This is a genomic window from Vibrio sp. SCP2 (genome assembly GCF_059295395.1).
This window is the reverse complement of sequence record NZ_JCAFVV010000001.1, coordinates 663,666-690,135: the sequence shown is the minus strand read 5'-3', so window position 1 is coordinate 690,135 and position 26,470 is coordinate 663,666. Positions and strand designations below refer to the sequence as shown.

Annotated in this window: 25 protein-coding genes; 9 read left to right on the top strand and 16 right to left on the bottom strand. The window is 45.9% G+C overall.

The window, feature by feature from the left end:
* Window positions 1–32: 32 nt before the first annotated feature.
* Window positions 33–1,334, bottom strand: coding sequence for a TRAP transporter large permease (locus AC5O63_RS03320; protein WP_004742882.1), 1,302 nt, complete (start codon window positions 1,332–1,334; stop codon window positions 33–35).
* Window positions 1,335–1,349: 15 nt separating this feature from the next.
* The gene (locus AC5O63_RS03315) at window positions 1,350–1,862 is read right to left on the bottom strand and encodes a TRAP transporter small permease (RefSeq protein WP_494503910.1); all 513 of its coding nucleotides are present in this window, start codon (window positions 1,860–1,862) and stop codon (window positions 1,350–1,352) included.
* Window positions 1,863–2,179: 317 nt separating this feature from the next.
* Between AC5O63_RS03315 and AC5O63_RS03310 the strand changes: the two genes are divergently transcribed.
* From AC5O63_RS03310 to uxuA, 3 genes are all read left to right on the top strand, one after another.
* Window positions 2,180–3,163: a TRAP transporter substrate-binding protein gene (locus tag AC5O63_RS03310; RefSeq protein ID WP_004742879.1), complete on the top strand. Its 984-nt coding sequence runs from the start codon at window positions 2,180–2,182 to the stop codon at window positions 3,161–3,163.
* A 107-nt stretch (window positions 3,164–3,270) separates the two neighbouring features.
* A complete protein-coding gene (locus AC5O63_RS03305) occupies window positions 3,271–4,062 on the top strand; it encodes an FCD domain-containing protein (RefSeq protein WP_004742878.1) in 792 nt (263 codons plus the stop codon).
* A gap of 129 nt (window positions 4,063–4,191) precedes the next feature.
* A complete protein-coding gene (gene uxuA / locus AC5O63_RS03300) occupies window positions 4,192–5,379 on the top strand; it encodes a mannonate dehydratase (protein ID WP_494503909.1) in 1,188 nt (395 codons plus the stop codon).
* A 114-nt stretch (window positions 5,380–5,493) separates the two neighbouring features.
* Here the strand turns inward: uxuA and trpS are convergent, their stop codons facing one another.
* The 6 genes from trpS to AC5O63_RS03270 form a co-directional block, all read right to left on the bottom strand.
* Complete coding sequence (trpS, locus tag AC5O63_RS03295; protein WP_494503908.1) at window positions 5,494–6,516, bottom strand: tryptophan--tRNA ligase; 1,023 nt, start codon at window positions 6,514–6,516, stop codon at window positions 5,494–5,496.
* A gap of 241 nt (window positions 6,517–6,757) precedes the next feature.
* Complete coding sequence (locus AC5O63_RS03290; protein WP_171320603.1) at window positions 6,758–7,498, bottom strand: GntR family transcriptional regulator; 741 nt, start codon at window positions 7,496–7,498, stop codon at window positions 6,758–6,760.
* A 106-nt stretch (window positions 7,499–7,604) separates the two neighbouring features.
* Window positions 7,605–8,819, bottom strand: coding sequence for an L-lactate MFS transporter (locus AC5O63_RS03285; RefSeq protein WP_494503907.1), 1,215 nt, complete (start codon window positions 8,817–8,819; stop codon window positions 7,605–7,607).
* Between the two features lie 89 nt (window positions 8,820–8,908).
* Window positions 8,909–9,865, bottom strand: coding sequence for a PfkB family carbohydrate kinase (locus tag AC5O63_RS03280; RefSeq protein ID WP_494503906.1), 957 nt, complete (start codon window positions 9,863–9,865; stop codon window positions 8,909–8,911).
* Window positions 9,855–10,877: an ADP-ribosylglycohydrolase family protein gene (locus tag AC5O63_RS03275; RefSeq protein WP_494503905.1), complete on the bottom strand. Its 1,023-nt coding sequence runs from the start codon at window positions 10,875–10,877 to the stop codon at window positions 9,855–9,857. The genes AC5O63_RS03280 and AC5O63_RS03275 overlap by 11 nt, the downstream gene beginning before the upstream one ends.
* A 74-nt stretch (window positions 10,878–10,951) precedes the next feature.
* Window positions 10,952–12,238, bottom strand: coding sequence for a nucleoside permease (locus tag AC5O63_RS03270; protein ID WP_004743665.1), 1,287 nt, complete (start codon window positions 12,236–12,238; stop codon window positions 10,952–10,954).
* A gap of 303 nt (window positions 12,239–12,541) precedes the next feature.
* Between AC5O63_RS03270 and AC5O63_RS03265 the strand changes: the two genes are divergently transcribed.
* The 3 genes from AC5O63_RS03265 to AC5O63_RS03255 all read left to right on the top strand — a co-directional run bounded on the left by AC5O63_RS03265 (window position 12,542) and on the right by AC5O63_RS03255 (window position 14,103).
* A complete protein-coding gene (locus tag AC5O63_RS03265) occupies window positions 12,542–12,769 on the top strand; it encodes a ParD-like family protein (protein ID WP_004743666.1) in 228 nt (75 codons plus the stop codon).
* Window positions 12,759–13,541, top strand: a complete 783-nt coding sequence (gene map / locus AC5O63_RS03260; protein ID WP_494503904.1) for a type I methionyl aminopeptidase — start codon at window positions 12,759–12,761, stop codon at window positions 13,539–13,541. The genes AC5O63_RS03265 and map overlap by 11 nt, the downstream gene beginning before the upstream one ends.
* A gap of 148 nt (window positions 13,542–13,689) precedes the next feature.
* Window positions 13,690–14,103 carry a VF530 family protein gene (locus tag AC5O63_RS03255; RefSeq protein ID WP_004743668.1) on the top strand — a complete coding sequence of 138 codons (414 nt, stop codon included), beginning with the start codon at window positions 13,690–13,692 and terminating at the stop codon, window positions 14,101–14,103.
* A gap of 68 nt (window positions 14,104–14,171) precedes the next feature.
* On the opposite strand, the gene AC5O63_RS03250 is transcribed toward AC5O63_RS03255, so the two are convergent.
* From AC5O63_RS03250 to AC5O63_RS03215, 8 genes are all read right to left on the bottom strand, one after another.
* Complete coding sequence (locus AC5O63_RS03250; protein ID WP_494503903.1) at window positions 14,172–15,959, bottom strand: aminopeptidase P family protein; 1,788 nt, start codon at window positions 15,957–15,959, stop codon at window positions 14,172–14,174.
* Window positions 15,956–16,954: an ABC transporter ATP-binding protein gene (locus AC5O63_RS03245; protein ID WP_494503902.1), complete on the bottom strand. Its 999-nt coding sequence runs from the start codon at window positions 16,952–16,954 to the stop codon at window positions 15,956–15,958. The genes AC5O63_RS03250 and AC5O63_RS03245 overlap by 4 nt, the downstream gene beginning before the upstream one ends.
* Window positions 16,955–16,962: 8 nt before the next feature.
* A complete protein-coding gene (locus AC5O63_RS03240; protein WP_239824077.1) occupies window positions 16,963–17,952 on the bottom strand; it encodes an ABC transporter ATP-binding protein in 990 nt (329 codons plus the stop codon).
* Between the two features lie 9 nt (window positions 17,953–17,961).
* Entirely contained in the window at window positions 17,962–18,891 is a 930-nt protein-coding gene (locus AC5O63_RS03235; RefSeq protein ID WP_239824078.1) for an ABC transporter permease subunit, read from the bottom strand.
* A 10-nt stretch (window positions 18,892–18,901) separates the two neighbouring features.
* Window positions 18,902–19,822, bottom strand: coding sequence for an oligopeptide ABC transporter permease OppB (gene oppB, locus AC5O63_RS03230; protein ID WP_171320612.1), 921 nt, complete (start codon window positions 19,820–19,822; stop codon window positions 18,902–18,904).
* 59 nt (window positions 19,823–19,881) lie between these two features.
* A complete protein-coding gene (locus AC5O63_RS03225) occupies window positions 19,882–21,492 on the bottom strand; it encodes a peptide ABC transporter substrate-binding protein (protein WP_494503901.1) in 1,611 nt (536 codons plus the stop codon).
* A gap of 277 nt (window positions 21,493–21,769) precedes the next feature.
* Window positions 21,770–22,534 carry a transcriptional regulator gene (locus AC5O63_RS03220; RefSeq protein ID WP_239851455.1) on the bottom strand — a complete coding sequence of 255 codons (765 nt, stop codon included), beginning with the start codon at window positions 22,532–22,534 and terminating at the stop codon, window positions 21,770–21,772.
* Window positions 22,535–22,548: 14 nt separating this feature from the next.
* A complete protein-coding gene (locus AC5O63_RS03215) occupies window positions 22,549–23,220 on the bottom strand; it encodes a GntR family transcriptional regulator (RefSeq protein WP_004746148.1) in 672 nt (223 codons plus the stop codon).
* Between the two features lie 248 nt (window positions 23,221–23,468).
* On the opposite strand from AC5O63_RS03215, the gene AC5O63_RS03210 reads away from it, so the two are divergent.
* The 3 genes from AC5O63_RS03210 (at window position 23,469) to AC5O63_RS03200 (ending at window position 26,434) form a co-directional block, all read left to right on the top strand.
* The gene (locus AC5O63_RS03210) at window positions 23,469–24,062 is read left to right on the top strand and encodes a hypothetical protein (protein WP_494503900.1); all 594 of its coding nucleotides are present in this window, start codon (window positions 23,469–23,471) and stop codon (window positions 24,060–24,062) included.
* Between the two features lie 360 nt (window positions 24,063–24,422).
* The gene (locus tag AC5O63_RS03205) at window positions 24,423–24,956 is read left to right on the top strand and encodes a hypothetical protein (RefSeq protein ID WP_494503899.1); all 534 of its coding nucleotides are present in this window, start codon (window positions 24,423–24,425) and stop codon (window positions 24,954–24,956) included.
* Between the two features lie 5 nt (window positions 24,957–24,961).
* Window positions 24,962–26,434 carry a diguanylate cyclase domain-containing protein gene (locus tag AC5O63_RS03200; protein ID WP_494503898.1) on the top strand — a complete coding sequence of 491 codons (1,473 nt, stop codon included), beginning with the start codon at window positions 24,962–24,964 and terminating at the stop codon, window positions 26,432–26,434.
* The last annotated feature ends 36 nt before the right edge of the window (window positions 26,435–26,470 follow it).

The window sequence follows — 26,470 nt, the reverse complement described above, 5'->3', positions numbered from 1 at the left end:
AGAGTGAACTATGGGATGGTTTATTGTATTAGTTAGTAGCCAAGCACTAGGTTCGGTAAGAAAAGGCTCAGTTCAGGAATAAAGGTGACGGCCATCAGTGCGGCGACAAGGGCTGCATAGAAAGGCAGCAGAGGTTTAATGATCTTATCGATAGCAACGTCAGCGACTGAACAACCAATAAACAGAGCACTGCCGACAGGTGGAGTACAGATACCAATCGCTAGGTTGAACGTCATCATGATGCCGAAATGGACTGGGTCGATACCCATGTCGAGCGCGATAGGCAGGAAGATTGGTGTAAAGATCAATACTGCTGGTGTCATGTCCATAAAGATACCGACAATCAGCAGAATGATATTGATAATCAGCAAAATCATCAGCGGGTTATCAGAGACAGCCAATAACGCATCCGCAATCATGTAGGGGATATCCGCGTTAGCCATTGCCCACGACATTCCCATTGAAGCGCCAACTAACAGTAAAACGATCGAAGTGGTCACCGCAGATTCAAGAACAATCTTTGGCAGTTCACGCCATTTCACTTCACGATAGATAAGTACTGCAAGGGTAAAGGTGTAGACAACCGCGATGGCAGAGGCTTCGGTCGCTGTGAAAATACCACCAATGATTCCGCCCATAATGATGACAATCAGCGCTAATGATGGTGCCGCTTTCAGGAAGGTATTCCATACAACGGACATAGAAGGGCGCTCTGCGATTGGGTAGCCACGTTTTTTCGCGATGTAGCCTGCAACCAGCATGATACTTAAACCCATCAAAATACCGGGAATGTAACCCGCTAAGAAGAGTGCAGCGATAGATGTACCACCAGACACCAATGAGAAAACAATCAAAGTATTACTTGGCGGGATCAACAGACCTGACGGGCACGATGTAATGTTAACCGCTGCCGAAAAGTTCTCATCATAACCATCTTTCTTTTGCAAAGGTGACATGGTGCCGCCAACTGCAGCAGCAGAGGCAACAGCAGAACCTGAAATCGAACCAAACATCATATTCGCCATCACATTAACGTGAGCAAGAGAACCTGGCAGGCGACCACCGAGCACTTTTGCGAAGTTAATTAGGCGCAGGGCAATGCCCCCTTGGTTCATGATGTTGCCTGCAAGAATAAAGAACGGGATTGCGAGCAGTGCAAAGTTGTCAAGCCCAGCAGCCATACGCTGAGCAACCACTGCGATTGCAGGTTCAAGTGGTAGACTCATGAGAATGGTCGCCAAAGACGATAAACCAATCGCAAACGAGACAGGAACACCTATTGCGAGCAATACGGCAAAGGTGCCGAATAGAGTAAGAATTACTTGCCATTCCATTGTGGAATCCTTCTATTAATCAATCTGAGATTCGGCGACTAGTGTGTTGCCTGAAATAAGCTGTTTAACGCGCTCAGTGGCGAAAACTGCTGAATAGAAAATCATTAGTACGCCGCTGATAGGCAAGCAGAAATAGATGTAACCCATCTCTAAACCTAGGGCGGGAGTCTGTTGACCTGTGGCTAGTGTTTTGGCAGCGAGCTGAATGCCACCATGAACCAATACGATATAAGCAAACACGCCAATCGCAATTTGAATAACAATCTCATTAATCAGTTTACGTTTGCCCGTTAGCTTCATGGTGAGTAGGTCGATAGCGAGGTGTCTTTTTAACCCTGTGGTGTAAGCCGCCCCTATCAGTGCGACCCACATAAATAGGTAGCGGGCGAGTTCATCGGTCACGGTACTGGGTTTGCCTATCACATAGCGGGACACGACCTGCCAAATGACGCAGAACACCAGAAAGGTAGAGAGGGAGACGGTAAACGCGGCTAACCCCTTGTTTATGTAACTGACCAATTTATTCATCTTTAATTCCTTTCAACAACATACCGTACATTCCGTAACAATTGGTATACCAATGTGGTGTCTTTTTATGACTTCGCCAAAGAATGCGCCGAAATTACTGTTTGGATTATAAGTTAGACAATTTGGTTGTCACGTGAGCAGGTTCACAAACGTATTGGTTGACCAATTTGTGGGTGTTTATTGTGATTTTGGTCAATCAATTTGCTTTTTTGTTTTGACGATTGGTTTTTTAGCCACCAATATTGGCTTCGAAACAAGAAGTATCCCTAAAAAAATAAACACCCTAGATATTGGACAACCAATCAATGGAGAGAAGAATGAATAAGCGCACAACTTTGCTAACTACCGTAATTGGAGCAGCACTGACATTAGGAGCGACTGCTTCAGCTTTCGCTGCCACTAACCTAAAGCTAAGCCATAACCATCCACGTGACCATGCAGTACATAAAGCGATGGACTACATGGCAAAAGAAGTAAAAGAACTGACGGATGGTGAAGTTCGCATCCGTATTTACCCTGATGCACAGCTAGGCACACAACGTGAATCAATGGAGCTAATGCAGAATGGCGCTCTTGATATGGTGAAAAGTAATGCCGCAGAACTTGAAGCTTTCTCTCCTGCATATTCAGCGTTCAACTTGCCGTATTTGTTCCGTGACAAAGACCATTACTACAAGGTGACGGACGGTGAAGTCGGTCGCGAGATCCTTGGTTCTTCTAAACAAAGCGGTTTTATTGGTGTGACTTACTATGATGCAGGTGCTCGTAGTTTCTACACCAGCAAACCAATCAAAACGCCTGACGATCTTAAAGGTCTGAAAGTTCGTGTTCAGCCAAGCCCATCGGCCATTGCAATGGTAAAAGCACTCGGTGGTAACCCGACCCCACTGGCATACGGTGAACTTTATACGGCATTACAACAAGGTGTGGTTGACGCAGCAGAAAACAACATCCCATCGTTTAGCTTAAGCCGTCACAGTGAAGTGGCGAAGTACTTCAGCTTAGACGAGCACACAATGGTGCCAGATGTATTGGTTATCTCCTCGAAAACCTATGACAAGTTGACGCCTGAGCATCAAAAAGCCTTGATGAAAGCCGCGGCAGATTCTTCAGAGTACATGAAAAAGCTTTGGGCTGAATCTGAGGCTAAAGAGCGTGCTAAAGCTGAAAAGATGGGCGTAACTTTTGTTAAACCAAACAAAGAGTTGTTTGTGAAAGCTGTACAACCAAGATATGCAGAAATTGAGAAATCTAACCCAGAGCTAGGTGCTTTGGTAGAGAAAATCAAAGCTGTTCAGTAATTCACAAAAATATAAGTAGTTATCGAACTAAAACAAGGTGTTACCACATTCTGGTATATAGAGGTTGACCAATTTTTATTGGTCGCTATGATGGCGTGAGAAGTTAGATGGAATACAGTGATAATATCATCATGATGCCTTTTGAAGCGAAAAGACCGTATCAAGAGATCGGTTTAGTACTAAGACAAGAGTTAATCGAAGGCCAATATAGTGTCGGAGATAGGCTCCCGCCAGAGCGCGATATTGCAGAACGTTTAGACGTTAGCCGCACAGTAGTGCGTGAAGCGATCATCATGCTTGAGCTAGAGAACTTAGTCGAAGTGAAAAAGGGCTCCGGTGTTTACGTTATCAATATTCCATCTCAACCTAACTCTCGTGAGAACGTGATTAGTGATGACGCAGGTCCATTTGAGATGCTGCAAGCTAGGCAATTGCTAGAAAGTAATATTGCTGAATTTGCGGCTATGCAAGTGACACCAAGTGACATTGTCAAAATGCGTTCAGCTCTTGATCTTGAGCGAGAAGAACTCGCAAGCGGGACTGCTGATTGTAATGGCGATGAGACTTTCCACCTATGCATAGCTGAGGCAACGCAAAACTCAGTGCTAGTGGATATGTTGAAGCAGTCTTGGGAGCGTCGTGAGTGCAGCCCTATGTGGAAAAAGCTTCACTCGCACATTGTCGGTCAAGATTATCGCGAAGAGTGGATCGACGATCATGCCAAAATCCTCGCCGCATTACAGCGAAAAGATCCTATCGCTGCTAAAAATGCCATGTGGCAACACCTTGAAAACGTCAAACAGCGCCTGTTGGAGTTGTCTGACATCGATGACCCAAATTTTGATGGTTACCTTTTCAGCTCAAACCCAGTCGTTCTTCGGGGCGCTGAAAAGAGTTAACCACATTATCCGACTTAGGTCGGGGTTAGTCAGAGTAGCGGCATAGTCACCGCTACATAATAAGAAGTCGTTTGCACTTAGCTTGAAATCTTTGAGCGGGATAAGTGCGTCTTAAAAAAGGTGAGTGTCATGGAACAAACTTGGCGTTGGTATGGTCCGAATGATCCTGTGTCGCTAGACGATATTCGTCAGGCTGGCGCAACAGGGATAGTCAATGCGCTGCACCACATCCCAAATGGTGAAGTGTGGTCAAAAGAAGAGATCTTAAAGCGCAAAGCAATTATTGAAGCAAAGGGCTTAAACTGGTCGGTGGTTGAAAGTGTACCCGTGCATGAGGAAATCAAAACTCAAACGGGCCAGTTTCAACAGTGGATTGATAACTATAAGCAAACTCTCCGCAATCTTGCGGAATGCGGCATAGATACGGTTTGCTACAACTTTATGCCTGTGCTTGATTGGACTCGTACAGATTTAGAATTTGAGATGCCAGATGGGTCAAAAGCGCTCCGTTTTGACCAAATAGCCTTTGCGGCATTTGAGCTGCACATTTTAAAGCGCCCTAATGCACGTGCAGATTACACTGAAGCTGAGCAAGCTCAAGCTCTAGATTACTTCAATCAGATGAGCGAAGAGCAAGTTAAGCAGCTGACAAGCAATATCATTGCTGGTCTGCCGGGAGCAGAAGAAGGCTACACCCTTGAAGAGTTTCAAGCGCAACTCGATCGCTACAGTGGTATTAGCAAGGATAAATTACGTGAGCATATGGCACATTTCTTAGCGGAATTAATGCCAGTTTGCGAAGCGCACGGGCTTAAACTTGCGGTGCACCCTGATGATCCACCACGCCCAATCCTTGGTTTGCCTCGTATCGTGTCTACAATCGAAGATATCGATTGGTTGACCGAAAATATTCCGAGCAAAATGAATGGTTTAACCATGTGTACTGGATCGTATGGTGTCCGTGGCGACAATGATTTGGTCAAAATGATCAAAAAGCATGGCGACCGCATCTACTTTACTCACTTGCGCTCAACCAAACGTGAAGAGAGTAACCCAATGACGTTCCATGAAGCGGCCCACTTAGATGGTGACGTAGATATGTATAACGTGGTGATGGCTATTCTAGATGAGGAGCAACGCCGCGCGGAAGTAGGCGATAACCGACTTATCCCAATGCGTCCCGATCATGGCCACCAAATGCTGGATGACTTAAATAAAACCACCAACCCGGGCTATTCAGCGATTGGTCGCCTAAAAGGTTTAGCAGAAGTTCGCGGTCTAGAGATGGCACTGAAGCGCGCTTTTTATACTAAGTAGTATTGAAATGGTTGAAGAAAAACGCAGGTCGCTAATGACCTGCGTTTTTTTATGGTTGTCTCCATGATTCCATGACGTTGAGTTAAGATCCGAGCGGGTTGATCTTTGGGATGCTCAAAACAGATTCAATCCAAACACCTCTTTTACCTTGGTCAGCATGAGTTGTGTTCTTTGATGAGATTTGATGCTGCCTTGTTTTAGTACCTCAATAAGCTGCGCTTTGTCAGCGAGATAATCGGCACGTTTCTCCCGTATTGGACGAAGCATTTCTTGCAGGCACTCCTCAAGGATTTTCTTCGTTGTACCATCACCGAGACCGCCCCTGCGATAGTGGGCTTTAAGCTGCTCGACATAGCCTTTGTCGGTATGAAAGGCATCAAGATAGGTGAAGACGATATTACCTTCCACTTGCCCAGGGTCTTCTACTCTTAAGTGATTCGGGTCGGTAAACATTGACTTTACTGCAGCGCGAATCTCTTTTTCATTCGCACCTAAATTGATGGCGTTGCCCAAACTCTTAGACATTTTGTTTTTGCCGTCAGTACTGGGTAAACGCGGTGCGTCACTCAGTAACGGGCGGCATTCATTGATGATGGCTTTGCCTGCTAGGTTATTAATTTTTCGAACGATTTCGTTGGTTTGCTCGAGCATAGGTATCTGGTCATCGCCAACCGGAACCAGCGTCGCGTTAAATGCAGTGATATCAGCTGCCTGAGAAATAGGGTAAGTAAGAAAACCTGCCGGAATAGAGCGCTCAAAACCTTTACTCTGGATTTCATTTTTAACGGTTGGATTGCGTTCTAAGCGCGCAATAGACACTAAATTGCTATAGAACATGGTGAGTTCGGCAAGAGCAGGCAGTTGAGATTGCAAGCAGATGGTTGTTTGCGATGGGTCTATGCCCACGGCTAAGTAGTCTGCCACCACATTCAAAATGTTTGATGAGACTTTTTCCGGGTTGTGCGCATTGTCGGTAAGGCCCTGCATGTCTGCGACCAAGATGGTTTGATCATGTAGTGCTTGAAGGGAAACACGTTGTTGCAGCGAGCCGACATAATGGCCTAGATGCAAAGGGCCTGTTGCTCTATCCCCAGTAAGGATGACTTCGCGCTGTGAAGGTGTTGGATGATTGTTCATGGTTTATCTCCGAGTTAAATAGATCGCTACTGGAGATAAAAAAGCACCACACTCTTAGCTACCATCCAGCAGCGTAAGAATGTGACTATTCCGCGCCGCTCTAGTTAGAGCGCCACCAGAAAAGGTTGATGTGAGAGGTTTTAAATTCTTTCATCCTCACAACGTAACAGTCGGTAAGGATGAAAGCAAGCAGAGAGCAGTAACAGTTTAAACAATTGAAACGGTGAAGTTTTAGCTCAACTTACTCACTGACGAACACGTACAAGTCGCCTCGGCAATGGTTGATGCTGTACTCAATCGGTCTGGCTGATTTGTCGTAAGCGGTTTGTTCAATCAGCAGGACTGGGGTCTTTTCGTCGATATGGAGCTTTTCTAAAGATTCTTCAGTCGGCATGATGGCCGAAACGCGACTTTTCGTTTTAGACGGCATAATGTCTTGGCTACGGAAATAATCGTAGAGCGATAGCTGAATTTCGTCTGGGTTGTGGATGAGTTCTGCTGGTACATAAGATTCTTCGATGGAGACTGCCTGATCATCGATATAACGAACGCGCTTAAGAATAAAAACCTCATCTCCTTGGTTTATATTGAGCGTTTCTGCAATCTCACTAGAGCAAGGGACAATGTCTTTTTTAATCCACAATGTGTCGGGTTTTTTGCCCTTCAACACCACCTGTTGAGAAAAGCCCGCGGCTTCTTTACCTGAATATTCGACGGTTTCACTGATCTTGGTGCCTAATCCTCGTGAGCGGATGATGACCCCATCTTTATCAAGTAGGTCTAATGCTTTACGAACCGTAATCCTTGAGACACTGAGCAACTCACTAAACTCGCGCTCTGTTGGTATAAAGTCTCCACCGCTGAGAATGTCTTGCTCTGTGGCACTTTTAACCGATTCAGCAATTTTGATGTACAACGGAGATTTATCGCCTTGTTCGATGCGCTTTTTGATCAGCGAAATCAGAGGTTGATACGTAGTCATGAGTTTCTTTTTGTTATCAGTGATCTGGCGATTATAGCCGATTTGCTCTACCGATATGAAGAGCTGTGCAAAGGAGTGGGCGTATCCCCACTCGCTTTTTAGAGCGTTATGAGACTTGTGCGATGACAACACCTTGTGAGCGGGGTTTTACTTGCCAGACTAGTAGGCAAGCGATGAGCACGAGCCCTGCACAAATTAAGTATGAAAGGTCATAGGAACCGAAGCTATCGATTGACCATGCGGCGAGTACAGGGCCAATAAAACCACCCATTCCCCAAGAAGTGTAGAGAATGCCGTAGTTAGTACCGAAGTGTTTGAGCCCATAAAGATCTGCCATTACTGATGGGAAAACAGCAAGCAAAGTACCGTAGCCAATTCCTGCTAATCCGGCACCAATGATGAGAGTTAGTGAAGTATCATATTGAGTAAACAGCAGCATGTTGATGGTTTGCAGCCCCATTGCCAATGCCAAGGTTTTCACTGCGCCGATTTTGTCACTGAGTAACCCTGCCGCCAAGCGGCCGCCTGAGTTGAATATTGCTAAGGCGATAACCAAATATGCACCATCGAATATATTGGCTTGGTGAGTGGCGATAGAGGTGATGTTTGCGATAACCATTAACCCGGCTGCAGCTGCAAAAGCGTAAGCAAACCAAAGGAAGTAAAATGAACGTCCTGCGAGCATTTCTCTCCATGCAATATTGGTTTGAGATCTTTCGCTTTTCGTGGCGTTTGTTGCTTGTCTGGCTGGTGGACTATAGTCCGCTGGTGGATTGCCGAATGAGCACGCCAATGGAAAAGCAATGAGCAGCAATCCTGCCCCCAAGATTTGTAAACTAGCCGATAAACCATACTGGCTGATTAAAAAAGTCGTAAGAGGCGCAAGGTAGAGTGCGGCGAGTCCGAACGCGGTCGCGAGGACACCATTGACCATCCCTTTCTTTGAAGGATGAAACCATTTCATCGCTGTTGGGTTAAGGCAGGCGTAAGCAAAACCAATTCCTGTGCCTGTCAGCGCCCCAAAGCTTAAGCTGAGATTGAGTGGCGTAAGTGAAAGCCCAGATACCATCATTCCGCCACCAGCGATAAAAGTGCCGACCATCAAGATCTTTTTTGGGCCACACTGGTCTTGAATTCTGCCTGCGGCAAGCAGTGCTAACGATAGAGTCACAATGGTGATCGTATAGGGCAGAGAAGCTTCAGTATGTGTCCAACCCATTTCAATAAGGGCATTTTTAAACACACTCCATGTATATAGTACGCCGATGCACAAATTGATGCCGCATCCAGCGGCGAGAATGGTGTTCGCTCTAGATTTCATAATGTCTGGGATAGTAAATAGGTAAAATGGATGTGCCCTAAGAGGCTTAACGTATAGTTAAGCCTCAGTAACTTTGCGATTTCAGAGATTTAAGCGTATTGAGCTAGATAGCTTGAAAGCTGTTTGCCGTCGGGGGCGCAATCGCCGCCGGCATGGCTGACGACGTATGAAGCAACGGCATTGCCCAGTAAGACTGCATCAGCAAAATCCCAACCAGAGCTAAGACCCGCGAGTACACCGCCAGCATGGGTATCGCCAGCACCTATCGTATCAACCACTTGTGCAGCGAAAGGAGCGACAGTGCCATAAGCGTCACGATTGCTGAACAGAGCCCCATCACTGTCCATTCGCAGGATTAGAGGGCATTGGTAACGAGAGTACCACTGCTCGACAAACTCTTGGCTAACATCCATTCCTAAGTGTTGTGCTTCTTGCCGATTCAACGAAACGATCGGCTTCAGCGCCAGAAGACGCTCCATGATCTTGGGTTCTATATCGTTGATTCGTGGGCCGAAGTCGATAAAGAGTTGGCTACTGCTTGGCAAGGTTTCAAGCCAATCAACGATCGTTTCGCCGCATTGTGAAGCCAGTTGATAACCAGAAAGATAGATGATGGCGTCAGCGTCTAGGTTAAGCGTATCAAGCACCTGCTGATTCCAATTATTCTCAACACCGCTGACAGAGAGAAAGGTTCGCTCGCCATCAGGCTCTACGAGTGCCAAACACCAACCATTATCGCCGCTGTTATCTTGGAGATCAGAGCTTATCCCTTTTTCTAGCATGGCGTTACGAATCAAATCTGCCCATCGCCCTTGTCCAATAGGTAGGGCATTGGTTGATCGAATTCCAAGTCGATTGACCGCAATAGCGATGTTCAGTGCGCATCCTCCGACATGCATGCCCTTTTCCTGCATTTCAACATCACCACCGCGCTGCGGAAGGGCGGGAGTTTCAGTTACGATGTCGACGACGGCTGCACCAATTAGGCACAGTTGACGCCGATTACTCAAGCTAGGTATCAGGTTGATTAGAGCATTATGAGGCATAGACTTGCTCCTTACTTTCTCTTAATACTCTGAACTTACGAGCGTACTCTTCAAAGTCGAGTTGATTTTTGTCATCGAGCTGTTTTCTAAGCATAGGGTCAATAGCCTGAATGCCATGCAAAGCGCCACAGATAGCGGTTGCCATCGCACCGATCGTGTCAGTGTCACCACCCAAGTTAGCACATAAAATCGCGCAACGGTTAGGGTCAGTTTGTGCTAGCTCGACCATTGCAATCGCCGCAGGCACGGACTCTATGGTACTTACTCCTGCACCTACTAGGTTATAGATTTTCTCCATTCGTTCCTCTATACCAGAAGGCTCGCTAGCAATATTTAGCGCTAGTTCGATACGCGCTCCCATTGAAGCACTGAAAGTGGTGACATTTTTAGTTTGAGCTGCAATAGCAATGGCAGGCAGCTGATCTTTAATGGAAGACCAACTCGAACCTTCAATGGCTTTAGAAATCGCCCATGCAATTGCGACGGCACCTGAGATAGCGACATCTGATTTATGAGTTGGGCTAGATGCCAATGCAACCTCACTGATAAAGTCGTCAAGGCTTACCGTAGGCATCAGGCACCCCATAGGAGAGACGCGCATTGCTGCGCCATTGGTTACGCCATTGTTTTCAAGTTCGCTGATCGCCACACCATCTTTAATCGCGCGCATCGCAGCTTTTGAACTAGGGCCGAAAATGTTCTTGTTGAAGGCATCAAACCCTTCTGCCCACGTTAGAACGTTGCGAGCAATCACTTCAGGAACAATTTCACCATCACATTCGATAATCGCATCGGCTAGGGCTAGCGCCATATTGGTATCGTCGGTGAACTGGCATGCTTCAAAGTAACAGGCGGCATTATTTTCTTGTGGGCCATCGAGAAAACGATCAATCCAACCAAAATGGGCTTTTACTCGACTACGTGGCCACAACTCAGACGGCATTCCCATCGAGTCACCTAATGCCTGACCATAAAAAGCACCGAGAATTTTATCTTGTTTTGTAATCGTCATTTTACTTACCAAAAATTGAGGTTGAAGAGCCTGCTCAGAAACCGTTGTGGGGCTATGTCTGAGCAGGAAATTTATTAAGCTTGTGCTTTTTGCTGGGTATTGGATTCGTCGCTTTGAGAGTCAATCTTAATCGGTTTGATCTCACCGTTTGGTTCACGGAAGAAATACATGAAGATGACTAGGATGACGGCGATCATCAGGCCACCGAATCCCCACATGCCTGCCCAGTTAAAGGTCAATCCGTCTTGTGGCGTGTCATAAGCGAACATTTTTTCCATCAATACTCCCCCGAGACGGTAGCCTAGCAAGCTGCCTATACCTTGACAGCCAAGGGTGATAAGGCCTTGAGCGGCTGTTCGCATATGCGCTGGCGCTTTCTTATCGACATAAATGTACGCCGTAACGAAGTAGAAGTCGTAACTAACCCCATGCAGTAGAATGCCCAAAAATAGCAGTGAGTATAGGTACCAAGCTTCTGCACTGCCGTAGACAAAGAATCCGTAGCGGATTGCTGCAGTAAAGAGACCAAGTAATAGTACCTTTTTAATACCAAATCGCTTGGTAAAGAAAGGTAATGCGAGCATGAAGAAGATTTCAGAGAACTGGCCTAGCGTCATCCAACCCGTGGCGTTGCTCATACCAACTTCAGTTAAGAATCCATTTGCGAAGATGTAATAGAAAGCCAAAGGCATGCTAAACATGAAAGAGCAAACAAAGAAAGCAAGGAAGTTACGATCTTTTAGAAGCACCATGGCATCAAGCCCAAGCATAACTTTTAGATTCAGCTTGCCAGTACTTTTTGGTGGTGTGTTAGGTAGTGTTAAAGCAAATACACCAAGTAATGCTGAGCTTAGAGCCGTGATGATCAGTGGGATGTTGCTTGACGAGATATCACCATAACCTAACCAAGATGGTAAGAAGCCGATAGCGATACCAGACGCAATCCAACCAATTGTGCCCATAACACGTATGCGTGGGAAGTCGCGTTCAACGTCATCAACGTTTGAGAAAGCGATACTGTTGGTCAGCGCGATGGTTGGCATATAAGTGAGTGAGTAACCGAGTAGCAGCGGGAAAAAGGTTGAGAACTCAGTTTGTTGTGCTGCTAGGTACATCAGTCCTGCACCCGCTAAAAGCATCACGGAAAGTACTTTCTGCGCTGGGAAAAAGCGATCAGTAATTGAGCCAACAAGGATCGGCGACAAAATAGCGGCAATCGCAGTACACGCATAAGACCAGGCAATCTCAGTAGGAGTAAATCCGTTGGTATTTAGAATTTGCCATAAGGGGACGAACCAAGCGCCCCATATAAACCATTCAATGAACATCATGAATGATAGTTTGATGTTAGTAGATTTCATTTTATGTCCTTAGGTACTGTAGGGTACGCATTGATGGTATTTCAAAATGTAATACCAATACAATACCAAGGTAGTGCTTTTGTGATCTAAATAAAATTGTCAATAGCTGACTTTTATAATTAAAGCAGTGATCTCCAGAGATGACGAGTGAATGCTGAAAAGCAGAAAGCTTGATTAAGCAAAGCGTTAGCCTCGCCGGAAGCTGTTGTGAGACAAGGCGAGATAAAGAGGATCCGAAAAGCGCTTGATCCTTTAAACGCAGCATATACAATAAATATACGTTTTATATATAAAGTGTATTTTATGGGTATTGTTAAGATTTCAGATGAGTTGCATGAAGAGCTCAGAAAAGCGAGCTCTGTGATGGCGCGCTCGATCAACTCGCAGGCAGAGTTCTGGATCAAGATTGGTATGCTTGCTGAGCTGCATCCTCAGCTCTCTTTCAATGACTTGGTGGCAGATTTAATGAAATCGGCAGAAGTGTCAGTGACCAATGTTTCTGCGACAGAAGGCGTTGCTAATGAACAGTAATGTAGCGATTAAGTCAGAAAGCGAGATTGAATTGATGCGCACCTCCGGCAAGTTGTTGGCTAAGGTGTTTCAAATGCTGGATGACTACGTGAAGCCGGGTATTTCAACTATGGACATTAATAACCGAGTTGAAGATTTTATTGTCAATGAGCTACAGGCGAGACCTGCCAGCAAAGGGCAGTATGATTACCAGTACGTCCTCAATACTTCGTTGAATGAAGTAGTTTGTCATGGTGTGCCTAAAGCGAGCCAAATCCTAAAAAGTACCGACATTATCAATCTGGATATTACGCTAGAGAAAGGTGGCTTTATCACTGACTCAAGCAAAATGTATGTGATGCCTGATGCAAACCCACTGGCGCGAAAGTTAGTCAAAGTGACTTATGAAGCGATGTGGCAGGGGATCAAGCAAGTCAAGCCAGGAGCGCGTCTTGGTGATATTGGCCATGCCATTCAAAGCTATGCAGAGACTTACGGCTACAGCATAGTAAGAGAGTACTGTGGTCACGGCATTGGTCGAGAAATGCATGAAGAGCCGCAAGTGCTTCATTATGGTATTCGCGATACCGGTTTGCTGCTAAAAGAAGGCATGGTGTTTACCATTGAGCCCATGGTTAACCAAGGTACCGAGAAAACCAAGACTAAGAAAGATGGCTGGACGGTGATAACCCGAGACAAAAAGCTGTCTGCTCAATCAGAGCATACAGTGTTGGTCACTAGTAGTGGGTATGAAGTGCTGACGTTAAGAGAAGAAGAAAGCTTGCCTAGTTGATAATAAGAATAGGGAAGCAAGATTAACTCTGCTAGAATCCGCGCCACCAAGTGTTGTTGTCCTTACTATTTGGACACTTATCCATCAGGGTATGAGCAACACTGGCTATTTAACTCGCTGCAATTAGTAAGACACCTAGGATCTCAATATGATGACCGATGAAGAAAGAATTGAACTACAACAAAATAACCCTCTACACGGCCTGAAATTAGAGACTTTGCTACAAGAGTTAGTAGACTTTTATGGTTGGGATATTTTAGATACCGCAATGCGCTTCAACTGCTTCCACACCAACCCTTCGATTGCTAGTAGTGTCAAATACTTAAAGAAAACCGACTGGGCGCGAGAGAAAGTAGAAAACTTTTATCTGTACCGTTTTAAGCGTATGCCTAGAGCGTCTAGTGAAGAGTATGATTTACCTCCGCGCGCGCGCACTTTCCCACATGGCCTTAAACCAAAAGAGCCGATGGAACTGACCGTTGAATCAATATTGAATTCACAAGCAAAGGCGGCCTCGGCGCATAAAGCCCGTTCTTCGCGCGGCGGTCGTTCACGAAAGTAACGCTTCAACAAAACCTATTGATTCTGCCAGATACATCATGGTGTATCTGGCAGAGTGACTTTATGAGGTTAGATCGCCTGCGTGGCTTTCTCTAACCAAACTTTTCCTTGCTCATCGAGGTCTGGTGAGAGCTTACTCCAACACTGCTGATGGTAGTTGTTGAGCCATTCAATATCACTGCTATCCAGCATCGATTTATCGATCATCTTGGTCGCGATTGGCGCGAGGGTTATGGTCTTAAAGCCATAGAAAGTGCCAAATTCGTTCTCTTCTAACTCGATCACCTTCATGATGTTTTCAATCCGTACTCCATGCACACCTTCGCGGTAAACACCGGGCTCATTAGTTATTACCATACCCGGTCTAAGGGCGACTTCGGCAGGGTTTTGCGAAAAGTTTTGCGGCCCTTCATGAACATTCAAACATACGCCGACACCATGACCCGTACCACATTTATAGTCGATACCATGCTGCCACAACACGCCGCGCGCCATGATATCGAGATTGGCTCCAGTCGAGCCTTTCATAAAGCGAGTTTGTGTTAGGCGTATGACAGCCTTTAGCACTAAGGTGTAGTCCTTTCTTTCTTGTGCTGAAGGGTTGCCAAAGTGGAAGGTGCGAGTGATGTCTGTGGTACCACCTGGATATTGCCCACCCGAATCGACAAGGAAGAAATGGCTTTCATCGACTTGGTAGCAGCTCGTTTCGTCTGCCGCGTAGTGCATCTTAGCGCCATGCTCAGCAAACCCCGCGATGGTTCTAAAGCTTTCGCCTAAATAGCCGTCAATCTGCTTGCGGTAGCCCATTAACTGTTGCTCGGCATTTAACTCGGTGACTTTGCCACTGGGTACTTGTTCATCTAGCCATTGCATGAATTTCACGACCGCTACGCCATCTTGGCGCAAGGTCTCTTCCATACTTGCAAGTTCGGTTGAATTCTTTTGGGCTTTCATTAGCGTGACAGGGCATGGGCGGTCAATTAGACAGAGCTCAGATTTGATCTGGCTTGCTAACAGGCTGTCACAGTTTTTAGCGGTATAAATGACCCTAGCGCCTTTTTCGATAAGGTTTAACGCTGTGCTAAGGTGCTCGTAATCATGGATATGAACCTGAGATTCTTCAAGTGCGGCGACAACTTGCTGAGCGAGCTTTCGATTATCAATAAACAAACGACAACTTTGCTTATCGACAAGTAAGTAGCCCTCAGATATCGGGCAATAGGTGGTATCGCCTCCACGAATGTTAAGCGTCCACATCACGTCGTCTAGCGTTGAAATCAATAGCGCATCGGCTTTTTCATCATTAAGGTATTGATGAATCTGAGCGACTTTTTCGCCACATGTTAGCCCTGCAACTTCTATTGGATGGTTAAAAACAGGTGCTGTCGGTCGCGATGGTCGATCATGCCAAATGGGGGAAATAAGATCGTGTTCTAGTACCACTCGAATCGATTTGTCTGCGAATGCGCTAGTAAGCTCATCAAAAAATTGCTTACTGATACTGCGACCATCGACACCTACCGTCGCGTTTTCTGGCAAGGTTTGAGCTAACCATTGCGCAATTGTTGGCGTCTCGGATAGGCGTGCTTTAAACAGCGATAAACCAGAGCCTTCGATTTGTTCGGCTCCTTGAATGTAGTAGCGTCCATCTGTCCAAAGCCCGCCGCTATCTTTGGTCACCACCACGTCGCCAGCAGAGCCAGTAAAGCCTGATATCCATTGTCTTGCCAACCAGTAATCGGCGGAGTATTCACTGGCATGCGGGTCATTATTGGTAACGATATAAGCATCAAAATTATGTTCTTGCATGCCGTCTCGTAAAGCGTTAAGTCGTTGTGGAACAGTGGTTAAAGTCATAATGGTTGGCTTCCTAGCAAAGTATGAGTACAGAAAATGTGGTGGTCTGGCAAACCACTTCGAGTCGGTTTTTGTTGGCCACATAAATCAGTGGCACTTGGGCAACGGGTACGAAACACGCATCCACTTGGTGGATTGAGCGGTGATGGAAGATCGCCAGGCAGTAATTGAATATCACGATTGCGAGCGAGTGTTGGGTGAGCGATAGGAACAGCAGATAGTAAGGCCTTAGTGTATGGGTGCTGGGCGTCATCGAAAACCTTATCGTAGCGCCCAACTTCCATCGGTTTGCCTAAATACATCACCATGACACGATCGCTTATGTGTCTTACTACACTTAGGTCGTGGGCGATCATGACCAGTGTTAACCCCATCTCTTGTTTTAAATCATCAAGAAGATTAATCACCTGCGCTTGTATCGATACATCAAGGGCGCTGACAGGTTCATCGCACACCACTAAGTCGGGTTTGAGGATCAGAGCACGTGCGATGCCTACGCGTTGACATTGACCGCCCGAGAACTCGTGCGGATAGCGATTTCGCTGGCTCGCAAGTAAGCCCACTTTATCCATCATTGCGATAACGCGACTTTCTACCTCTTGGCGGCTTAAATGGGGTTCATGAGTCAGTAGGGGTTCAGCGATACATTCGGAGATCGTCAGACGAGGATTCAAACAGGCAGAAGGATCTTGAAACACCATTTGAAACTCACGACGTTTGTTCGCTAGCTCTTGTTTACCAAACCCGCGCATATCTTGCCCCTTCCATGAGAGCTCGCCCCCCGTCGGTTCTATCAGGCGAAGCAGTGCTCGTGCTAGGGTTGATTTTCCGCACCCAGACTCACCGACAATGCCTAACGTTTCTCCGCGGAACACTTCTAAGTCGATACCATCGACGGCTTTCACCACTTTGCGTTTACTTGGCAATATGTGTTTATTGATTGCGAAGTGAACTTTTAGATCACGCGCTGAAAGTAAAACTTCTGGTTGGTTCATGTTACCTCCTAAGCTGAACGCGCAATGGATGTGATGGAAGCGGGGGCATTGACATGGCAAGCTAACCCTTGGCTCGTAGAGAGCGCTCTAAATGGCGGCATTTGCGCACTGCACTCTGCCCGATACTCGTTGCAACGTTCTTTAAAAGGGCAGCCTTTGTTGTGAATCAGTGCACTAGGGGGATTGCCGGGTATGGTAGGCAGGCGATCCATATCTTCACTGATTGAAGGAATTGCTTTGAGAAGACCTTGTGTGTACGGATGAGAAGGGGTGGCGAATATTGACTCCGTATCCGCCTCTTCCATTTTACGACCGCCATACATGACTAAGACTCGATCACACATTTCCGCGACCACGCCCATATCATGGGTAATAAGCAGAATGGCGGTGTTGAATTCTGCTTGCAGCTCACGCAATAGAGTCAAAATTTGCGCTTGTACCGTAACATCCAGTGCGGTGGTCGGTTCATCCGCGATCAGTAGTTCAGGTTTGCACAGCAATGCCATTGCAATCATTACTCGTTGACGCATGCCGCCGGACATTTCATGCGGATACTGCGCCATCCTTGTGGCCGCTGATGGAATCCTTACCGCATCAAGCATCGCAATGGCTTCTTTATCGGCTTCTTTACGTGACATGCCTTTATGAATCATCAAAACTTCGGCAAGTTGCTTACCAATTTTCATAAACGGGTTAAGTGAGGTCATCGGATCTTGAAAGATCATGCCAATCTTTTCTGCACGAATATGATTGAGTTGGCTTTTTGACATCGAAAGTAGGTTTTCACCGTGGAAATTGGCTTCACCGCTGACCAAACCGTTGTCAGCAGTTAGGCCCATCAGAGCAAAAACCGATTGGCTTTTGCCCGAGCCGGACTCGCCGACAATGCCCAAGGTTTCGCCCTTGTTTATGCTATAGGACAAATCACTGACCGCTTGCACTAAACCATCAGGGGTTTGGAAGCGCACATTCATCTGGTTAATCGAGAGAATACTCATCACTACTCCTTAGCGATCTTTTGGATCGAGTGCGTCACGCAGACCATCACCGATAAAGTTAAAACAGAACAAGGTGGCAACAAGGAATATTGAAGGGAACACCAATTGCCAAAGGGCGACATCTATTGTTTTCGCGCCCTCAGCGATTAAGATGCCCCAACTGGTATCGGGTGGTTGAACGCCCAGCCCCAAAAAGCTTAAGAAGGACTCAAACATAATGAACCCGGGTACCATGAGTGAGGAGTAAACCATCACAATGCCCAGTACATTGGGTAACACGTGACGGCGCACTATGGTCAATCGAGACACACCGATAGAATGGGCTGCTTCGATAAACTCCCTTTTCTTGATACTGAATGTGACGCCGCGTACGACCCTAGCAATGCCGAGCCAAGAGACCATGCCGATCACAACAAAGATCAGGTAGATATTGTTGCCAAATAGGGTAACGAATAGGATGACCAGAAACATAAATGGGACGGAGTCGAGCACTTCTATAATGCGCATCATAGTGCTATCAACGATGCCACCAAGATAACCAGATAAGGCTCCCCAAGCAGTTCCAATCACCACCGCGACCAGTGCCCCCATAAAGCCAACCATGATCGAGAGCCTGCCTCCCTGCATGGTGCGGGCGAAGATATCTTGGCCTAAATCATCGGTACCAAAGTAGTGCCCTGAACTGAGCGAAGGTTTGCCTAATTCATAAGGGTCAGCAACTACGTTCCAATCAATTTCATCGTGACCGAAGGCAGCAAGCTGTGGGCCGAACGTGATACACAAGACGATAAACATCAGCACATAAATGGATGTCATTGCGGCACGGTTCTTACGAAAGCGAGTCCAAGCGTCTTGCCATAAGCTACGCCCTTCAACCGCTTCAACTTGAGAGCTTACTTGATCTGCTAGCTCCTGGGCGTCAATACGTTTGGTTAACATTGGTTACCTCCTAAACACGAATGCGCGGGTCGATGACGGTGTAGAGAATGTCGACCACCAAGTTAAACAAGATGGTAAGAGAGGCGACAATCAGGGTGATGCCCATGACTAAGCCGTAATCTCGGTTGAGTGCTCCAGAGACGAAGTGTTGCCCCATACCTCCGGTACTAAAGAAGATATCGATGATCACCGAGCCAGTGACAACGGCAACAAAGCTCGGGCCGAGCATCGCGACAATTGGTATGAGTGAAGGGCGAAGAGCGTGATGAAATAGGATGTAGCTGGTGGACAGCCCCTTTGCTTTTGCTGTGCGTATATAAGGTTGGTTGAGCGTCTCAATCATTGCACCGCGCATGACCCTAGCGATACTTGCTACTGAGCCAATCGCTAAACTAAGTACAGGTAAAATCAAAAACGAAGCTTGTCCGCCTTCCCATCCGCCTGCGGGTAGCCAGCCTAAATGGATGGAGAAAATAGTCACAAGCACAGGCGCCAAGACGAACGCTGGAATCACAACTCCTGTCATTGAAAGCGACATAAGTAAGTAGTCGAGTTTTCCATTGCGATTGAGCGCGGCTATGGTGCCTAGAACCATGCCTAGCGGGACGGAAATACAAAAAGAAATTACGCCCAACACAGCTGAAACAGGCCATGATTGCGCGACAAGTTCGGTGACACTAAAGTCTTGATAAACGAAGCTAGGGCCAAGGTCGCCCTGTATGAAGTTCCCAATGTAGATAAAAAACTGAACAATAAAAGGTTCGTTAAGGTGAAATTTGGCTTCAATATTGGCGCGTACCACTTCTGGCATCGGCCTTTCCATATCAAATGGGCCGCCCGGGGCAATATGCATCAGCCAAAAAGAAACCAAGGCGATGAACAGTAGTGTGGGCACTGCGATAAGCAAGCGACGGAGAATATACAGCAACATGACGCATCCTTTCGTTCAAAAAAGCCCGCTACCGATGAGTAGCGGGCAAACCGTCCCAATTAGTGGGCCTTTACGTAAACATTCTTGCGGTAGTATGACGACTCAGGATTGGTGCGCTCGAATCCACCGACATACTCCTTGATCAGGTATTGGTCGTTGCCATTGCGATACATTGGAATGATCGCCATGTCCTCGATTAGAAGTTTCTCTGCGGCAATATATTCAGCTGAAGGGTCACTTAAGCTCTTAGACTCAGCCATCAGGCGGTCATACTCTGGATTGTTGTATTTTGAGTCGTTGTACTCGCCGGTTGAGACAAAGATATCTAACCAAGTCGAAGCTTCATTGTAGTCGGCAGTCCAACCACCACGGCTGATGTTGCCCGGATCTTTAAGTGCGTAAAAGACCTTAGGCTCTAGCTGTTTGATTTCGATTTGTGCACCCAGTTTGCTCTTCCACATACCAGCCATTGCGGTGGCCATCTTCACATCTTTAGAGAAGGTAGGGACAGTGAAGGTCAGCTTAAGTGGGTTGCTCTTGCTGTACCCCGCGTCTGCAAGCAGCGCTTTAGCTTGAGAATCTCGCTTAGCTTGATCCCAAGTTGCGAAGGTTGGCGTATGAGTTTTAAAGCCATCGGTTTGCGGTGGCACCAAAGTGAACATAGGGATGCCGCCATTCTTAGCAATCGCCTTGGTAATGATTTTGCGGTCAATCGCAAATGATAGAGCCTGACGAACGCGTAAATCTTTGGTTGGCCCTTTTTGTGTGTTCAAGTAGTAGAAAGTCGATCCTAAAGAGGCACTGGTATCAGCGACTTGTTCTGGGTATTTCTTAAGGAGTTTGCTTTTCTGCGCCGCTGGAATCGAGAGTGCTTGATCAATTTCTCCTGCAAGGTAGCGGTTTAGTGCGACGTTAGCATCACCAATCGGTAACCAAGTAATTTTCTCTAGTACGACATTATCTGCGTCCCAGTAGTGGGCGTTTTTCGCCATCACCATCTTCTCATTGACTTTCCAACTTGAAACGGTGAACGCGCCGTTGGTCACGATGTTTTCGGGCTGTGTCCAAGCGTTGCCATGCTTTTCTACCGTTGCCTGATGAACAGGGGCGAGTACAGGGTGGCTAAGCAGTTTGATGAAAAAAGGCACAGGCTTTTCTAACGTTACCTCAAAGGTATAGTCGTCAACAGCACGCACACCTAAGGTATCTGCCGATGCTTCACCCTTCATAATCTTGTTTGAGTTTTTTATGCCCGGAATCGCAGCAAACCATGCGTACGGAGAAGCGGTCTCGGGATTGATTAAGCGTTTCCAGCTATAAACGAAATCGTGCGCAGTCAAAGGCTCGCCATTTGACCATTGAGACTCACGCAGCTTAAAGGTATAGACAGTGTTGTTATCATTAGCCTGCCAACTCTCTGCGATACCTGGAATGGTTTTGCCTTGTTTATCTTGGATTGTAAGACCTTCAAACAGGTCTCGTCCTAGATTAAATGCAGGCTCTGCCGCTTGTTTTGCAGGGTCAATAGAGGTGACTTCTGCTCCGTTGTTTAACACAATCTCTTGTTTATCTGCGAGCTGTGTCCCAGCAGGAAAGGGTTTAGCTATCGCGTTGCTAGTCAGTAGCGCAGCAGCGATGGTACTTAGTGCGATTAGTTTTTTGGCTTTCATAGCTTCCTCGTTATGTCCTTATCGGAGTGGCCCTTTGGCGTCACGTTGTGGGGGAGGCCTACTCGAAAAACGGCACAAGAGTAAGCTTGATGTTTCACCAAAGGGATAAGAGAAATGTATATTGTATAAAATAATCAAACAACATTAATTAACATGTTTGTAACAAGGTGGCAAAAAGAGAGACCGGCAGTCTTAGAATCTGAGGCTGGGTAAAAAATAAGCTATTGATGTGACAATTACTTCGCTTTGATCACAGTAAGAGCTCAGGAAGAGAGGGTTACTGGCGACGGAAGCGGGACGAGACTTCTTTAAGCAGCTTTCCATCAATTTCAGGAATGCCGTCAGAGAAGAAAATCTGTTGCCCAGGAATGTTTCGCAACAAGACATTCGTCAACTCGCCCGTTCCATTGGCGCTGTTGGCGGCATGCATCTCACCGATTTTCTGATCGACTTCTTTTTCTAGTTGCAGCCGTTGCTCTGCGGTTAATCGCACGCGAGCGTGGCACACTTGTGAGAGGGTTTCATCCGCCATAGAAACTTGTTCAAAGCGTTTTTTGAACAAGGTATCAAGCGCAGTGCCTTCTTCCATGATAAAGCGGCGTCCAGAACGATAAAAAATCTTATCTCCGAGATTTTCTATGTAGCCCAATACTTCTGCAATACTAAGGTAAAAACGCACGCTGGTGTCAGACAATTGGTACTCCTCAGCGATTTCCTCTGGGGTTTTATTGCAAGAAGTCACTAGGTAGATGAAGTCGAGCAGGTAAGGGTGTTCAACAAACAAGGCGTTTTGTTCGTCGGATAAAAACTGTTCGTTATCGCGTTGAATTTGAATCGCGATATCCGATAAGCCTTGTAAATCAGTATTGAGGTGGGTGGTGTAGAGCAAGATTTTATCTAAGCCCAGCGATGGATTGTGTAGTTGGCGCTTAATCGTTGACAACGGGATCCCCGTCTTCTCCGACAATTCGCTGTAACACAAACCTTCGTCTTTAATTTTCTGACGAATCGCCGCCAGCAAGAACTCTGGGCCTAGATGCATGGCTTTTACTCACTCTATTGATGGTTGTTACGCTCAAGCAGTAAGTCGCGTATGGCAGCACCAGCCTCAAGGATATGCTTTTTCAGCATGTACTTAGCGCCGTCAATATCGCGGTTTTGGCACATTTCCAGTAGCGCCTGATGCTCTTTATCTGCCTTTGCCGTTCCTTCGGTGAAAAGGAGCTGCATGCGAATGTAGCGGTCACACTTGGTGTTGAGGTTATATATCACGTCCATGGTTTCAGGCATGTTAGCCGGTGCGTAAAGCGCCTTATGAAGCTCATAGTTGTAATTGCTCCATTCTTCGACTTCGTCCCCGCGGCTCACAACATCATCGAAGCGTTCGCGAATCTCATTGGCACGCGCCAGGTCTTCATCTGTCATGTTTTGAATCGCACGTTCTAAGATGTGGCATTCAACCACTGCGCGCAGTTCAAACAGCTCATCAATCTTATCTGGTGAAAGCTCGGTTACCGTCGCACCTTTATGGGCTTCGAAGCTCACTAGCCCTTGCGCCTCAAGCTGCATTAAGGCTTCACGTACGGGAATTCGACTGACATTAAACTCTTTTGCCAACGCATCTTGACGTAATGGCTGCCCAGTTTTTAACTCGCCTTTTAAAATTTTGCTGCGGATTGCTTCTTCCACTAATTGGGTTCGAGTCTTAAAAACAGGTTGTTGCGACATCCAAGTCTCCAGTGTTTCTCTATTACTATTTTGTATTCAATATACCATTTGATTGGCGCAATGCGACTTTACAACTCAAAAACAGCTGCTTTTTGGGGGATTGGTCAATAGATGATAACAGTGGTCGTCAAATCCTCCCGATAACTGCATTGCGATTTGATTTAGTTATTGTTTTTGGAATCAAATACTTTGTGCATTTCATTTCATTGTTAATATTGAGGTTTTCGTTAGTTGTATATGGAATTTTTATGAAAAATATTAGTGGGTTGTTAGTGCTATTCTCTTTAGTGTTTCTCTCGGGTTGTCAGTCCAATGCTCTTAGTAGAGTAGATAACGTTGTAACGTCTGACTCTATGAACCTAAAGATACTTATAGATAGTCAGTATCAATATATAGGAGATTTTGAGTCTAGTGAGTTCTATGAGTATAGCGATGGAGTGGGTGGCTCAGTTCACGATCTAAACACTATGTTATTTGTAAATGGTATTGACGATTCTTTTATCTTGCTAGAAAAGAAGACTTGTCGAGATTGCTACTTTACTCCGACCTCCAGAGTTGCTGAAGGTGACGGACAAGCTAGCTTTTTTGTCGGGACTACTCGAATTTACCGTAGAGAAAATGGCTATGTCACTTTAGTCCCACACAATGAAACTGATGCTCAAACCCTAAAACTATTAATGCAAGTAAACAACGATGGTGTGTATGAAGGAAACTTCTGTGATAGCTCTTATGTGACCGGCATAAACAATTCATATTTTCAGATAGGTGTTTTTGCATCTTGCGATAATGAACCAGAATCGCTACCGAAGATTGCGGATCTAGTTAGCTTTGAAGCATTGTAAGCCCTTCTATTACAGTCGGATAACGCCAAAGAAGTGCATTACCCTCCTATCTACAAATAAACTCTTTAGCGCGAAGACTATAGCCCCAAACATTGGGGCTTTCTTTGCCTTTTAAATTATGACCGCGTTTAATCCATCATTTCGAACGTAGAGAAGAATGCGTAATCGTTGAAGAATTCTATGCAAGCCCTGATTTTGTCGTATTCAATTTGCACTTAATATCTATATCATTACTATATTCAACTGATGTATAAACTTTAGTTTCATAACATGCGTATAGGCCTTGATTGCTCAAGGCTTGAGCAGTGTTTCTTAAAGTGCAGAAACAGAAAATAATAAGTATAAATTCAAAGGAATGATATGGAAGTTGTCAAACGCCTAAAAGTGGCTTTGTTGTGTGCAGTGTCTTCAATCGCATCTATTGGTTTTGCCTACGCGGATTCAGATGCAAGTTACCCAGAAGGGTGGGAAGATTGGCCAGTGGTGAAAGAGTCAATGAACCTCCCTGCTGATACCGTTTTACCGCCAGATACCTCACTGTTTATTCAAGAATCAGTTCGTGCGTACGCGTGGATCAATGAAGGAAGAGGCTCACCTCTGACTATTCGAGTTAACCCAAGCAAATTAGAGCAATACAAAACTCATGGGCCTTATACCGATGGCCCAACGGTTGTCGCGGTCTCAGAAGTGGACGGCATCATATGGGTGACGGAACATATAGAAGGGCTGGCGATTTATGGAAGCTACAACCGTAAAGGCGAGGACATCAGTTCTATGCATCCTTCCCTAGATCCTAGCTTTTGCGCTAGCTGCCACACCACTTACAAAGATATCTGTATCAATGGTACCTGTACGGAGCCTGTGCTCGCGACCTACACGGATAGCAAAGAGTAACTCTGTTGAGTGACCGTTTATTTGGCTGGATGACAATAAACCAGATGCTGTTTGTTTCGCATCTGGTTCTTGTTTTGTCCATCATTTTTGGTATGTCCTACAGCCGCTATCAAAATGACTGGTCAACGAAAGTTGAGTACCTAGCGGATATGTCTGCCAGTCATCTTGCGGCATACAACACCTTCTTTTCTGGCTCTGTAGCCGGAAGAAACTATGCCAACCTGCTTATGCAGTCGACGTTAGATAATCTTAAAGCGATACCGAACTTAAAGTTTGCCGAAGTCTCGGGAACTAGCGACTACCTAAAGCAAACCGTTAAGGTGAGGTACTCGATAGCGAAAAGCAAAGGGTGGCGGCTTGATGTTACCGAAGAAGAGGCTCAAATGCTGGCTATTAAGTTAGTTAAACTTGAGAGCAAATTAGCCGCAACACCAACCACCAACGCAGTACATATTAAGAAACTTAATCGACTGATTAATAAGCTAAAGGTCGATCTTTCGGTTATCAATGAGAACCTTGAGTTACGCTCACTGCCAATTCCGACCATACCTGAGAATCTATACGACTCGGGTTATTACCTCGATGAGGAAGCGGGGCTACTTTATGTCCAGGTTAAATTACGCAATAACAATGGCGGCTACTTCAGAGCGGTTGTCGATGCAACATCGCTCGAGCAGATCCATAAGGAACTGCTAGTTCGCGTGTTATATGAAGCATTGGTTGCGTTAGTTATCTCATTCCTACTGATTTATTTGGTGACTTTTTGGTTGGTCAGCCCGGTCAAAGCTTTAGCACTGTCTATGAAGCAAGATATTGAAAAGATTGACCAATCAAAAATTCCAGAGATAAAAAGAGCGGATGAAATTGGTGATTTGGCACGCTCTTATTCGAGTTTGATCACCAAGATTAAAAACCAACTGCGGATTTTACATAATCAAACAGAAACCGATCCGTTAACCGGTATTGGCTCTCGCTTTAAATATCAGAAACATGCTGCGAAAACAGTACAACAAGCATTGCATCAGGGAGAGTTTGTCTATTTCGTCATGTGTGATATCGACAACTTTAAGCTGTTTAACGACTCTTACGGTCACACGGAAGGCGACAATGCCCTCACTGATGTCGCGAATGCGATGAACAGCCTACTTGAGCCACAAGAGTTAGGTTGTCGTTTAGGTGGAGAGGAGTTTGTATTCATTCTTTCAAGCAAAGTGGAAGAGAAGCTGAAAGAAAGAGTAGACGTGCTTAGAGTCGCTGTTCAAAACCTTAACATTGAGCATTGCAAGAACTCTCCGCATGACGTTGTCACTGTGTCTATTGGAGCTGTTCCGATATCTTCAGGGCTGCACGATGTCACCGTGGAACAATCAGACCAATGTATCCAACGCGCTATTGTTAAAGCGGATGAGCAACTCTATTTGGGTAAAGAAGCTGGCCGAAATGTGGTGATGTATAGCCAGGCTTTGATCATTGAATAAGCCTTCCTCTTTATCCTACTTAAAAAATAATCCCAC